The organism is uncultured Metabacillus sp. (assembly GCF_947503125.1).
Classification (GTDB): Bacteria; Bacillota; Bacilli; order Bacillales; family Bacillaceae; genus Metabacillus.
Genome location: NZ_CANNCR010000002.1, coordinates 267,714 through 281,981, shown reverse-complemented (window position 1 = coordinate 281,981; position 14,268 = coordinate 267,714). Strand labels below are relative to the sequence as shown.

At 39.6% G+C, this 14,268-nt stretch carries 11 protein-coding genes and 2 riboswitches; all 11 genes read right to left on the bottom strand.

Going from position 1 to position 14,268, the window contains the following annotated elements:
• Positions 1-6 precede the first annotated feature (6 nt).
• The 11 genes from cbiB to Q1B07_RS03245 all read right to left on the bottom strand — a co-directional run bounded on the left by cbiB (position 7) and on the right by Q1B07_RS03245 (position 14,243).
• Complete coding sequence (gene cbiB / locus Q1B07_RS03295; protein ID WP_299088402.1) at positions 7-963, bottom strand: adenosylcobinamide-phosphate synthase CbiB; 957 nt, start codon at positions 961-963, stop codon at positions 7-9.
• Complete coding sequence (locus Q1B07_RS03290; protein WP_299088404.1) at positions 960-2,426, bottom strand: adenosylcobinamide amidohydrolase; 1,467 nt, start codon at positions 2,424-2,426, stop codon at positions 960-962. The genes cbiB and Q1B07_RS03290 overlap by 4 nt, the downstream gene beginning before the upstream one ends.
• Positions 2,423-3,493 (bottom strand): iron ABC transporter permease, encoded by a 1,071-nt coding sequence (locus Q1B07_RS03285; protein ID WP_299088406.1) that lies wholly within the window; start codon positions 3,491-3,493, stop codon positions 2,423-2,425. Before Q1B07_RS03285 ends, Q1B07_RS03290 begins: the two co-directional genes overlap by 4 nt.
• A complete protein-coding gene (locus Q1B07_RS03280) occupies positions 3,456-4,454 on the bottom strand; it encodes an ABC transporter substrate-binding protein (RefSeq protein ID WP_299088408.1) in 999 nt (332 codons plus the stop codon). The genes Q1B07_RS03285 and Q1B07_RS03280 overlap by 38 nt, the downstream gene beginning before the upstream one ends.
• Positions 4,455-4,590: 136 nt before the next feature.
• Positions 4,591-4,790: riboswitch (cobalamin riboswitch) on the bottom strand.
• A 71-nt stretch (positions 4,791-4,861) separates the two neighbouring features.
• Entirely contained in the window at positions 4,862-5,926 is a 1,065-nt protein-coding gene (gene cobT / locus Q1B07_RS03275; RefSeq protein WP_299088410.1) for a nicotinate-nucleotide--dimethylbenzimidazole phosphoribosyltransferase, read from the bottom strand.
• Positions 5,923-7,449 (bottom strand): cobyric acid synthase, encoded by a 1,527-nt coding sequence (locus tag Q1B07_RS03270; RefSeq protein ID WP_299088411.1) that lies wholly within the window; start codon positions 7,447-7,449, stop codon positions 5,923-5,925. The genes cobT and Q1B07_RS03270 overlap by 4 nt, the downstream gene beginning before the upstream one ends.
• Entirely contained in the window at positions 7,436-8,818 is a 1,383-nt protein-coding gene (locus Q1B07_RS03265; protein ID WP_299088412.1) for a cobyrinate a,c-diamide synthase, read from the bottom strand. The genes Q1B07_RS03270 and Q1B07_RS03265 overlap by 14 nt, the downstream gene beginning before the upstream one ends.
• 25 nt (positions 8,819-8,843) lie before the next feature.
• Positions 8,844-9,386: a cob(I)yrinic acid a,c-diamide adenosyltransferase gene (locus tag Q1B07_RS03260; protein ID WP_299088413.1), complete on the bottom strand. Its 543-nt coding sequence runs from the start codon at positions 9,384-9,386 to the stop codon at positions 8,844-8,846.
• A 142-nt stretch (positions 9,387-9,528) separates the two neighbouring features.
• Positions 9,529-9,721, bottom strand: a riboswitch (cobalamin riboswitch).
• Between the two features lie 664 nt (positions 9,722-10,385).
• Positions 10,386-11,546, bottom strand: a complete 1,161-nt coding sequence (gene purT, locus Q1B07_RS03255) for a phosphoribosylglycinamide formyltransferase 2 (protein WP_299088414.1) — start codon at positions 11,544-11,546, stop codon at positions 10,386-10,388.
• A gap of 284 nt (positions 11,547-11,830) precedes the next feature.
• Positions 11,831-13,243 carry a LysM peptidoglycan-binding domain-containing protein gene (locus Q1B07_RS03250; RefSeq protein ID WP_299088415.1) on the bottom strand — a complete coding sequence of 471 codons (1,413 nt, stop codon included), beginning with the start codon at positions 13,241-13,243 and terminating at the stop codon, positions 11,831-11,833.
• 217 nt (positions 13,244-13,460) lie between these two features.
• Positions 13,461-14,243 carry an enoyl-CoA hydratase gene (locus Q1B07_RS03245; protein WP_299088417.1) on the bottom strand — a complete coding sequence of 261 codons (783 nt, stop codon included), beginning with the start codon at positions 14,241-14,243 and terminating at the stop codon, positions 13,461-13,463.
• Positions 14,244-14,268: the final 25 nt, after the last annotated feature.

Sequence of the window (14,268 nt, the reverse complement as noted above, 5' to 3'; positions counted from 1 at the left end):
CTCTCTTCATGATAAATTAATGGTAACTAAGAACAGGAGAAGGAGAAAGATGATCCAAGTGCCATGCATATAAACTATTATTTTCTTAATATCATTTGGTTCTAGACTTCGAATAGGATTTCCCAACTTAGCCCTGTTAGATACAACTCCTTTGTAGCGATTTTTTCCACCTAGGACAACGCCTAAAAGCCCTGCTCCCATTGCTTCAGGCCAGCCGCTATTCGGACTAGGATGCTTCTTTGCATCTCGCAATGTTACTGCAAGTGCATTCCACTTTAACGAATAAGGAACAAGCCATGAAAATAACCACATGTGAAGTGCAGTTAATCTGGCTGGTATCCAATTAACAACATCATCAAATCTTGCCGATGCCCAACCAAAATGTTCAAATTTCTCATTTTTATACCCAACCATTGAGTCCAATGTATTTGCAGCACGGTATGCCATTGCCATTGGTGCACCTCCAATAAGTGCCCAGCATAATGGCGCAATTATCGCATCAACTGTATTTTCGGCAACTGTTTCCACTGCTCCCCGTACCACTTCTTGCGGCGGCAAATCCTCAGTATCTCTCCCCACTATATAACTCAGCTTTTTCCGCGCTAGTTTAAGATCCCCTTTTAACAATGGGGAAGCAACCTCTATTCCGGCTTTATGCAAGCCCCTCATGGCAATTGTTGTGGAGATTAGGTAGATTTCGATAACCAGCTTTGCAACTGGATTGATGAAGTTGATGAAGGAAAGGAGGGCAAAGGTGCAGCCATATGTCCCGCCAACAATCGTTATGGTTAACAGAACACCTTTAAGCTTTTTCTGTCTCCTTTTATTCCATTTCCTTTCGAAAAAACTAACACATTTTCCTATGATGATAACAGGATGGGGAAGCCATCTTGGGTCTCCGATGAGTAAATCTAATAAAATGGCAGCTGTTATGAGATAAAAGTGAATAGTAATAATGCTCATAGCTGTTGTTCACATCGTTTTTTATATTTTTGAAGAGCTTCTATCATCGCTTTATAAACAGTCCTGCCAATTGCCTTACCGATTACAGTACCTGACCCAGCATAAGGTGTAGGCTCTCCGTTTTGTGTAGCAGCAACAAGCGTGATATCTGTTGAGGTACCACTTGCTAGTGTCCCACTATTCGGATCTTTTATTTTTAAATCAATCAAGGCTTTTGTTTTAGCTTCTGTAACAGACTGAACGGCATTTACTAATGCTCCGTCTGTTAAATGGGCATCGATAAAAACCATAATATTTATTGTACCTATGCTAAAGCCTAAATCTACAGGCTGTTTTGCTGTTATATCAACCGCATTCCCGACACCAGCGGTTAGGACAGCTAATATAGAAACATCCCCAAACTTCTCTTCTATTATACTTCTATCTTTAAGGTTAACGGCTGTCATCATTCCTGCAGTATCAAATTCTGAAATCCCTGCCTCTCTTAACCAGTTAATGATATCATTTTTCGGACAAGAGCAATTGTAATTTTTATCAACATGGAAATTACAAAAGTTCTTAGTCCATTGTAGACCTTCACCTAAAACACTGTTGGAAATCGTCCTTAGTTTCCCATTAAATTCAAGATGAATATACCGATCAGTTTCCGTAAAGTCATACTCTATGTCAAATACATCTTGCTCCCGCTGATTTGGTATGACGGAAACCTGTGGTTTTGGAAGGACCGGGTGATGATTCGTTTTTACGTCCACCTCATATATGCTGGTAAGCAATGCTTCGTTCTGCAAAATAGAAAGATCACCTGTTTCAACTAACTTCCCTTCATTTAGTAGCCCGATCTGATCTGCAAACAGGGCTGCCGTATTCAAATCATGTAAAATTGCAACAATTGTGAGCTGACGGCTTTGCTGATATTCCTTCAACTGCTGAAGCATTATGACCGTGTGCTTCATATCAAGATGGTTTGTTGGTTCATCTAAAAAAAGAATCTTCGGTTCTTGGGCAAGGGCTTTTGCTAGCAGAACACGTTGTTTTTCTCCGCCGCTCAATCGCTTAAAAGGCTGTTTTCGAAATTGGAAGACATTCGTTTGCTTCATGATTTCCTCGACAACCTGATGGTCTTTTTTTGAAGGATACTTAAAAAAGCCTGTTTGATGAGGATAACGGCCGAGCATGACAATTTCTTCTACGAGAAAATCAAATTCAACATGAACCTCCTGGGATAACACCGCCATAATCTTTGCTCTTGCAGATGCTGAATAGGACTGTATTGACTGATCAAAAAGGGTAATTGTGCCTTCTTGAATCGGGAGAACACCCGTTATTAACTTAACAAGAGTTGTTTTCCCGCTCCCATTTGGGCCAATAAGGGCATAGAATTTACCAGTTTCAATAGAAAGTGTTAGATTCTGTATGATTGCTTTCTGATGATAACCGCCTGTAACGTTTTGTATGTCAATCATGCCGATCCCCTTCCAATTCGTTCTCTAATTAACAGCAATGCAAAGACTGGTGCACCGATTAATGACGTAATAACACCTATTGGCAATTCACTTGGGGCAATAATCGTTCGCGCCACCAGGTCTGCCAGAATCAAGTATCCTCCACCAACTAGCATCGATAAAGGCAAAACATGGCGATGATTTGGCCCGCATAATAATCGGATAAAATGAGGAATCACTAATCCAACGAAGCCAATCGAACCAGATACAGAAACGGCTGCACCTGTTAATAGAGAAGCACCGACTAAAATGTAAAGCTTACTACGTTGCACATCAACACCTAAATGTTCTGCAGATTCCTCACCTAAAGCAAAGGCGTTTAATTCTCTAGAGCGGGAAAGTAAGATAATTGCCCCGATTAATAAGAAGGGGATCATTAGTTTTACATGGCTCCAGCCTCTCATTCCAACGTTCCCCATTAACCAATATAAAATTTGCCGAACATCTTCTCTTGCACTTAAGGAAATAATAAGCGAAATAACAGCACTAATAAAGGAACTGACGATAATCCCAGCAAGGATAATTGTTTCGATTGAAAGCTGTCGAGTAGATAAATGGGTAACTCCAAAAACAATAAACATCGTGATAAAACCGCAAATAATCGCTACCACCGGTAATGTATAGCCCTCTAAAAACGGAATTGTCAGTTGAAAATACAGAACGAAAACTGCACCTAAGGACGCACCTGAAGACACACCAATTGTATAGGGGTCTGCAAGCGGATTTCGCAACAGCCCCTGAAAGGCCGAACCTGCAAGAGATAATGCAGCACCCACTAAAAATGCCAATAATACACGAGGATAACGAATCTCCCAAATAATCGTCTCTGCCGACTTTCCGCCTTCACTATCAAAAAATGTTAGACCAAGCAATTTCGTCGTTAATACATCTATGATCATTACAATCGGATACTGAACACTACTAATGAATAAACCAAGGAGTGCTGTACTTACGACAAACACTCCGCTTAAAAGATACATCCAACTAATTTTATTTCCCAAAAACTTCCGGATAAACGAGCTTTGCAAGTGTCTCAACCCCATCAATTAATCGTGGCCCTGGTCTTGTTACCGTGTCATTGTTCACATCATAAACCTGCTTGTTTTGAATAGCCGGCACTTCCTTCCATCCAGCCCGGTTTAATACTTGCTCCTCCGGATTTTCAACATAATACCCATATGTAGTGATAATAACATCTGGATTTAATGTGACAATTTCTTCTTCTGTCATTTTTACCCAACCATTTTGTTCACCTGCAACATTTTCTGCATTAATCGCTTGGAGCATTTCATGCATAAACGTATTTTGTCCTGTTGTAAATATATCTGGAGCAGGTGATACTTCTACCCAAACTTTTTTCTTTTCTGTAACAGCCTTTGCCTTTTCTTTGATCTCAGCTAAGGAATCCTTCATTTCTTTCACGACCTTATCGGCCTCATCTGCGGCACCTGTCACTTGACCAATCAACTGGATCGTATTGTAGACATTTTCAAATGATTCGGCACTGCTTATAACAATTACATTAATTCCAGCATCTTTAAATTTCTTCAAGATATCTGGATTATTCTCATGCTGAAAATCGGTTACGAGCGCAAGATCAGGCTTTAAAGCTAAAATCTTTTCAACATTTAATTGCTGGTCACCAATTTTTTCAATCTTCTCCACCTCGGGCGGATAGTTACTATAGTTATCAACACCAATTAGCTTATCACCTTGCCCTAAAGCAAAAGTGATTTCCGTGTTACTTGGGATAACAGAGACGATCGTTTCCGGTTCAGTTTCAATGGTTACTTCTTCACCCGTACCATCAACTACAGTTACTGGAAAAGCTGTATCCCCTTTTCCTTCTTCCGCAGTTTTTGTTTCAGTTGCTTTATCCTTTTCATCTGTCGCTTTTTCTTCTGTCGCTCCACATGCAACTGTAAATACTGTTAACATGGTCAATACAAAGCTTAGAAAAAGCCATTTCTTCATACCTGTTTTCATCATTACACACTCCTTGACGTTTTTTGCCCACAAAAAAACGCCTATTCACTTGGAAAAGGCGATAAATGCAAAAAGAAATGATGATTCTAATAAATACAGAAAACACCAGCATTAAAAAGCCATCCTTTTCCTCGAAGGATCGTTTTTCTTTACAATAGGCAGGTCTCCTGGCTTACGCATCATCATGTTCGCTTTCCCTTCCCATATTCAATAATACAGTGGGTTCCTTTAAGCGCCATTCTGCGTTTACAGTGGCGGGACCGCGTTGGATTTTCACCAAACTTCCCTATTATCCTTAAATGCTCGATTACTTTAAGGACCTATTGCCTGAAACTATTCGTTTTTTTGTGACACGCCTTATTATAAAAGAAGATTTAGAACCTGTAAATGAATATTTTCTATAATTTGTCTTATTGACTTTTGCTTGCTATGCCAGCAGATTGAAAGGTTGCCATTTCTTTCATCATTCGAGCAGCTGCCTCAACTAATGGAAATGAGAGAGTAGCCCCAGTCCCTTCTCCTAACCGCAAATCAAGATTTAAAAGCGGTGATTTATGTAATGAAGCTAGTGCATGAGCATGACCCTGCTCATGAGATAGATGACCAGCAATGAGAAAATTACTCACTTTTTCTTCTAAAAGACATGCTAACAAAGCAGCAGATGTACTAATAAAGCCATCAAGCAGTACCGGTATTCTTTGTTCTGCAGCCTTAATGATCGCACCTGTCATTCCACCGATTTCAAGTCCGCCTACCTTTGATAAAATATCGATCGCATTATTGGGATCAGGATTTCTTTCCACCAATGCTTTTGAAAGAATGGAAATTTTCTTTTGCAAACTTTCATTCGTTATCCCAGTTCCTTTACCAACTGCTTCTTCAAGCGAACATCCGGTAATGACTGAAGTAATAGCACTTGCACTTGAAGTATTTCCAATCCCCATTTCACCAATAATAAGGCACCTCGTTCCTTCATCAATCAGATGCTGAGCTGCCTCCATCCCAATAAGAATTGCTTGATTAGCTTCTTCTTCTGACATGGCATTTTCAATTGCAAAGTTTTTGGTACCATATCTTATTTTTTTATGTAGCAGATGCTCATGTTGCAGGTCCCCAGCTACACCAATATCAACAATTTTGAGGATGGCATTAATTTGTCTTGAAAACACATTAATTGCAGCTCCTCCATTTAGAAAATTGTAAACCATTTGCATCGTTACTTCTTTTGGATAAGCTGAAACGCCCATATCACTTATTCCATGATCGGCTGCAAATACTGCAACACCAGGACGGCTGACGACAGGAAATACTTGATTTGTTATACCTGAAAGCTGAATCGCAAGCTCTTCTATTTTTCCTAAGCTTCCGATCGGTTTTGTTAGCGTATTAACATATTCCTTCGCATGCTCCATTTGTTCTTGGCTTAGCGGTTGAATAGATTGTAAGACTTCTTGAATTTGTCCATTTATATTCATCTGTTCTCTCTCTTTCTTTTTGCAAATTGTTCTATTTTTTGATTAAGCTGGCTGATATCGATAGCCGTTCTTACTTCCTCTGCTAAGCGGTTAAAATCATTTTCTTGTCGATCTTCATATGCTTCGCGCAGTATGTCAGGCTTGAGCCCCTTTTTCCACCGAATATTTTTTAGAAACGACCACCTGAACTCATCATTATGAAAAATCCCATGAAAATAAGTACCTATACATGTTTCTTCTTGATTCTTACTGCCATCGACACCTTCCTTTAATTGAATAAAAGGGGATACATGCGTTAGGCAAGTGGTCTTTCCCATATGAATTTCATATCCCGTCACATCCAGCTTTTCACCGCTAACTTCCACAGTACCTTTAGATCGTATCGTTATCTTTTCTTTCGTTAATATTGTGTGGATCGGCAGCAAGCCTAAACCTTTTATCTCATGTGTATTGGATTCCACCTGGTAGGGATCCTCAATCAAGTCACCTAGCATTTGGTATCCGCCGCATATTCCAAAGATGATTGCTCCATTTTGATGGGCTTTCAGAATCGCTTGATCAAGCCCTCTCTCTTTTAGAAACATGAGATCTTCTATTGTATTCTTACTTCCAGGTAAAAGAATGACATCAGGCTGTTCAAGCTGCCGGACATTTTCCACTAGCCGAACATGACAATCCGTCTCATAGTGAAGAGGGTCAATATCTGTGAAATTGGATATTCTAGGATAATGAATCACCGCTATATCTAGTTCTTTATCTTGATTTTTATGAATACTGTAGTTATTTAGACTTAATGAATCCTCAGCTTCAATTCCTAAATCGTTTATGAATGGTATGACACCTAATACAGGCTTTCCTGTATATTCTTCAAACCATGTGAGGCCCGGTTCTAGTAGGGAAAGATCTCCGCGAAACTTGTTAATGATCACTCCAATAATCCGATCACGTTCATCTTGAGATAGAAGCTGCAATGTACCAACAAGACTTGCAAAAACGCCTCCTTTATCAATATCCCCTACTAAAACAACCGGAGCATCAGCCATCTTTGCGATGCTCATATTAACAAGCTCACGGTCATTTAAATTTACTTCTGCTGGACTTCCAGCACCTTCGATGACAATTCTTTCATATGAAGAGGCAAGGTTTTCATAAGACGATTGAATAATAGCTTTAGCTGTTTCATAATAATCACTGCGATAGCTTTTCGCTTCCATGTTTTTCAACGGTTTTCCATGAACAACAACTTGGGCTTCATGATCCCTGGTTGGTTTAATTAAAATGGGGTTCATGTCTGTTGTAGCAATAACTCCTGCTGCCTCGGCTTGAATACCTTGTGATCTGCCTATCTCTTTCCCATCAAGAGTAATATAAGAATTTAACGCCATATTTTGTGATTTAAAGGGTGCTGTATGATGGCCATCCTGTGCAAATATCCGGCACAATGCCGTAACAATAATACTTTTCCCGGCATCCGAATGTGTTCCTTGGATCATAATCGGAAGCGCTGCTTTATTTGCTGCCATTATTTTTCATCTCCAAGCATTTTTGGATAAGGTTTTCGACCAGCTCTGGACATGATGCAAAATGGAGATGGGTGTAGCCAGCAATGACGTTGTTTGTTAGGCAGCCTTCATCTCCTTCGCTAAAGGATCCTTTTGTATAATAAGCGAAAGGTAACGATTCAATTGAATGATAAGAAGAATAGTGAAATTCATGACCACGAGCAATGAGCTTGTTTTGAAGAAGATAATTATCAGGATATCCGGAGACTTCTCTGTAGCCAAAGCCTGCAAGTTTTTCTCCCATTTTCATTTTTCCTGGAATAACCCCAACCATCGGATGAACTAAACCATCTAAGGTTTCAATCGCTTCTGCCAAATACATATAGCCTCCGCATTCAGCTATCGTTGGAAGCCCTTCAAGTATTTTCCGCTTTATTGATTCCTTGACTTCAACTTGATTTGCAAGCTCAGCTGCAAACTGCTCTGGAAAGCCGCCTCCTATGTATAATCCATCCGCCTCTTCAAGGATTGACTCACCATTCAAAGGAGAAAAGTAGATACATTCAGATCCGTATGCTTCGAGTAATTCAAGGTTTTCTCGATAGTAAAAATTAAATGCACGATCCTTGGCAATGGCTAACTTCACTCTTTTAGGTCCCCGTTTTTCAAAAATCGATTTCGCTGGATTTTTCTGTAATGGCTTTTGCTTGCTTAAATCTATGAGCTGATCCAAATCAATTGTCCCTTCAACTAATTTCGCTAATTGGTCAAAAAGGCTAGTTAAATCACCTCGTTCTATAGAAGGGACAAGCCCTAAATGCCGTTCTGGCATTTGAATGCTCGTATTGGCTAAAAGATAACCGCATACCGGGATGTCACACTCCTGTTCAACTGCTTCTTTAATGATTTGAAAATGACCCATGCTTCCAACCTTGTTTGCGATAACACCAACGATATTTACGTCTGGCTCTAAAAGCTGATAGCCTTTCACTATTGCGGATGCACTTCTTGCCATCTTGCTGCAATCAATGATTAAAATCGTTGGGCAATCAAGCAGCATGCTAATTTCTGCTGTTGAACCTTGATTTGAAAGAGCGGACTTGCCATCATAAAAGCCCATAACTCCCTCAATAACAGAAATATCTGCACCATCACTTCCATTTACATATACTTCCTTTAACACATCTTTCGAAAACATCCAACTGTCCAGATTCCGTGACGGCCTTCCTGTAACTGCTGTATGAAAACTTGTATCTATGTAATCCGGACCGCATTTAAAGCCTTGAACAGTCAAACCTCTTTGTTTTAGTGCAGCCATTAAACCAATTGTAATCGTTGTTTTGCCCACACCACTGGAAACTCCTGCAATCACTAGTCGCTGTGCAGTCACGGCGCTTCCCCCCTTTTATATTATGCTAATATTCTATTCCTTTAACCGCTGGTATCCCAGTGTCATAATAATGCTTTTCCACATCGACAACAGAAACTAGATCAGCGAGTTCCTTGATTTCTCCTTTTGCATGTCTACCTGTTATAACTAAATGCACATGTGAAGGCTTGTTTTTAATTAGTTCCTTGACTTCCTGAATTGGAAGAACATCATCAATTGGAAATGAATCGATCGCGAGTGCATTATTCAATTCATCTAAGACAACAACATCATATTTCCCTGACATAACCGTTTCTTTTGCTGTCTTCCATGCTGATTCGAGTGCTTTTCTGTGAACCTCAGGAGTTTTTGTCCATGTAAAGCCCTCACCAAGCTGAACCATTTCAACTCCTAACTTTTCTAACGATATCTGTTCACCATATGACCTTCCCTTTGATTTAATAAATTGAAGAATCTTTACTGACATTCCCTGTCCGATTGCACGTACACATAGACCAATCGAAGCAGTCGTCTTCCCTTTTCCATTACCTGTAAAAACAAGTGTTAATCCTTTTTGTTTTTCCAACACGAACCCCTCCTTGAATTTTTGAAAATAAAAAACGCCTTTCCTTTATTAGGTAAGGCGGGAGTTAAAAAGATTAAGAGTAAAATTGAAGAATTTCTACATCAATGCTGCTCTCGTTCTTTCAAATCCCCTTTCCTCGAAGGCTACTTGAACCAAACAAATAGGCAGGTCTCCTGGCTTACACTTCCTTGCTTACACAACTCCCTTCCCGTAAGCATCTGGTTACAGTGGGCTTCTGTCATGCAGCTCTGTGATTACAGTGGCGGGACCGCGTTGGACTTACACCAACTTCCCTATTATTCTTAATCTTATTAAGAACCTATTTGCGAAATCGTTATTTAGTTGAATCTAAGTCATTATAAATGTAGGTTTACGAGTTGTAAATATATCTAAAAGAAAAAAGTAGTTATCTATAATATAGTTATGTAAACAAATAAACAAAGAAAAAGCCCGACGAAGATCATGCAATTGTCAGGCTCAAATGAATTTATGACCACCACAAACGGCTCGTTTAGTGGTAATTTGAAAGACCTTTTCATTTTTTAGTTAACGTCTTTAACCAGATTTTAACCATTTAAAAAATCCGATTGTTCCCTTCCCTTCACATGAGGAACATGAAATGACACCCTCACCAGAACATGTATTGCACTTGTGATTTCCGAAATCAAACCCTTCACCTGAACAGTTTTCACAGTTTATAAGTCTAGTTCCGCTACAGCTTTTACACTTCATGAGTTTCCCTCCTGCTTCTACTATATTTAAGGAGCATTATTAAACGAAAATTAAAATAAATAGTTAAAATTTTGCTCCCATAACAGTATATTTACGTTCAGGAATTGATATGATTTTCCCAAGTTACAATTAAATTATATAACTATTACAACATGTAAGAGACCTAAGTATCTTATAACTCATAACGGTTGACATAATCCGACTAATTCTTGTGCTAATGTCTATTTATGCGCTTACCTGGGAAATGTTGCACCTGTTTGAATCTTTCTCTTATCTTTTTTCAATTTTTAAGCAATTCGATGCTTGCTTCGCCAGTTCCTTTGCATTATCAACAGTATCCGAGGTTGAGAGGGCAACAGCGATTCTTCTTCCAACTTTAGTCACTGGTTTTCCGAATATTCGTAGCTGAGTGTTCGGAACAGATAATGCCTGATCCACCCCTTCGACTGTATAATCATTCATTTCTTTCAGAGCCTTTAATGGACAACTTGCCCCAGGTGCTAAAAGGGTAATTTCAGGAATCGGAAAACCTAAAATTGCTCTTACATGTAGAGCGAACTCTGATAAATTTTGGCTGACTAATGTAACTAACCCCGTATCATGCGGCCGCGGTGATACTTCACTGAAATATACTTTATCCTTTGCAAGAAAAAGCTCTACACCGAAAACACCATATCCGCCAAGTTCATCAGTGATTGCTTTGGCAATTGCTTTTGCTTCTTGAAGTTGCTGCTCTGTTATGAAATGCGGCTGCCATGATTCAATATAGTCGCCATCTTTTTGAACATGTCCTATTGGTTCACAATACATTGTCCCATTAACCGCTCGAACGGTTAATAAGGTGATTTCAGAGTCAAATGGAATAAACTCTTCAATGATCACTCGTCCATTTTGCACCCTTCCTCCTTCCATTGCTATTCTCCAGCACTCCGCTATCGTTTGTTCTGAATGACATACACTCTGTCCCTTACCAGAAGAACTCATTAATGGCTTAATAACACATGGAAAACCAATTTCTTTTGCACCTTGCACAAATTCCTCATATGTATCAGCAAATTTGTAGTTAGCTGTAGGAAGCATAAGCTTTTCAGCAGCAAGACGGCGGATTCCTTCACGATCCATTGTCAGCTTTGCAGCACGTGCGTTAGGAATGACCTGAAACCCCTCATCCTCCAATTTGATAAGCTCTGAGGTTGCAATGGCCTCGATTTCCGGAACAATTAAATCAGGCTTTTCCTTTTCAATGACTTCCCTTACTTCCTTTGGATCAAGCATATCAATTACATAGCTGCGATGTGCTACCTGCATCGCAGGTGCATCCTCATATCTGTCTATTGCGATGGTCTCAATACCGAGGCGTTGTGCTTCAATTAGAACCTCTTTACCTAATTCACCTGAGCCTAATAAGACGATTTTCTTTGTATGATACATGCTACCAACCCTCTCTTATTTAGTTAACGCTATTATAAACGAACGTTAAATAAATAAAAAGAAGTTTTATTCGTATTTCAAATCAGAAGCTATGTATATAAGGTATATTTTTCTCAATACCTTTATGGGAACCGTATATTAAAAAACTCTTCTTAAATAGTTTAAAAAAAGGTATGTTCTACACCGATTGCTCCACTCCTCACTATCAACCATTATAAAAAAGCAGACAGGCTCCTCCCCATCCGCTTTCGTGTATTTTCATACCAATTTCACTTTATAGTTTCTTAATAATTTGGCGGTGGTGACCATTGTAAGGATGTAATTTGCAGATCTTCCAGTAAGCGTATAGGCACAGGATGTTTAATGTCAACAACCCACATTTCTCTTGCCGTCCCTTGATCATTACAGCCAGAAAGATAAGCAATTTTCCTACTATCAGGCGACCATGTAATAGGAGTGGCGAAACAATCTGAAATAGCCCATGTTCGATCGTTTTCCCCTTTTCTTCCCGAAGAGCGAATGAAAGAAAAATACCCTCTATCTTCAAATGCATTTGCACTATATGCGAGATGCAGCGAATTTGGCGACCATTCCGGGAAGTAATTTTTTCCGAGCGGTCCGCCACTCACTTCAACTGTATTTCCAGTTGCTATGTCAACAGTATGAATGATGGATATGCTTGCTCCAGGGGTTGTAAATAATGCATATGTCCCGTCTGGTGATAATCGGACATTATTTAGGCGTCCTTCTGTATTTCTGGTGATAACCCGCTTTTCTAATCCATTTGTTTTGATTCGGAAAAGCTGACTAAAACCAGCAGAATCCGGTGCTTGAAACAGCAATTCATCTCCGTTAGGAAACCATTGAACATCAGTAGCCGCAGGCTCCCTGATCCTTTGTGCTTGATGGAGGGTTACATCATAAAGAACAATCTCATCATTCTTTGTATAGACAAGCTTTTGATTATTTGGCGACCAATCTAAGAAGATTCCGAGCTCTGCCTCAAACTGGTCAATTTTTGCCACACTTCCGTCATCTAAATGAACGACATAAAGAATGTTATTCCTTCCTACAAAGGCAATTTTTCTTAGGTCCCAAGACCAAAAGGGTACGGAAAAACTGTCTGCTAATTGATTTGTCAGCCTGACTTTCTTTCCGCTGCACGGGTAAAACAACCAAATATCATAGCCGTCTTCTCGATTGGATGTATAGGCGATTATTCCGCTTACGAAAGGTGGCGTGTATGGTATTTTTAATTTCATCCCCGGGTAAATCACATTCGTTTGAAGCTGATTTACAATTCTTATCGGCTCAGGGTTAATATATCCTCCTACAATGACATTGAAGCGTTTTGCAATTTGATAAAGGGTATCTCCAGGCTGAACAGTGTAGTAGGGAACACCAGGCGGAACGTTTAACAGATCCCCTGCTTGAATGGTATATGGAGGCTGTAGTTTATTTTCTTCGACAATAATGGATTGCGGTATACCAAAATACTGGGATAGCTTAAAAAGTGTATCTCCCTCCTTAACTCGAATCGTTGTTACACCTGGCGGGATCGAGAGCTGCCCCCCAATATAAATCGTATACGGCGGAAGTAAATTATTTGCAGCAATAAGGGAATCAACCGGGAGCTCCCAACGTGTCGCAATTTGAAACAATGTATCCCCTGAACGCACGGTGTAAAACATTTGCATGATTATCCCCCCTAAACCATCAATCTTTTATGAAAAACAATGACATTAACCTTTTATTTATAAGTTCGTATTAAGGTATTTAATTTAGTTACGAGGAACCTGTTGATAAAAAATCTATATCTTTAAAGCTTATTCTTTTAGAAAGATGTCCTAAACCAATTTTCTCAAAAATGATTTAGAGCATCTTGGAGTCTTTCCGCTTTAGGGGGTTTTGTTTTTACTCTCCGATAAAATTAGGCTGTCTCTTTTCTTTAAAGGCTTGCAGTCCTTCTAACCGATCTTTAGTTGGAATTGTCCGTTCATAGGCACTTCTTTCGATAGCGAGTCCGGAATGTAAATCGACTTCAAAGCCATTATCAATCGCAAATTTTGCTTGGGTAATAGCGATCGGTGCATTTTTGACTATCTGATTCGCTATAGCTAACGCTTTATTTAGCACCGATTCAGCTGGAACCACATATTCAACTAATCCTATTTCCTTTGCTTCATTTGCATCAATCCTTCTCGCGGTATAAATCAATTCCTTTGCTTTTCCCTTCCCGATCAATCTTGGTAAACGCTGTGTACCGCCAGAGCCAGGAATAATACCAAGTGAAGTCTCGGTAAGAGCAAGCTTCGCTGTTTCAGATGCAATTCGAATATCGCAGGCCAAGGCCAATTCTATTCCACCGCCGAAGGCTACCCCATTTATCGCAGCAATCACTGGCAACGGCAATGCTTCTAAATCATTTATTGATTCGCGTATTTTTGCAACAGCTTTTTTGACCTGATTCTGATCCATTTTAGCCCGTTCCTTTAAGTCCGCACCTGCACAAAATATCCGTTCACCTGCTCCAGTAATGACCACACATCTTACCAAAGGGTCGAATTTTATTGAAGATATGGTCTCTTGAAGTTTTTCTAAAAGCAGGAGAGATAGTGAATTACCTGCTTCAGGACGATGTAATGTGATCATCACAATACCGTTGTTTAACGTCGAGATTACTAGTGGATTACTCATCCAACTCCTCCCTGTTCAACATTCC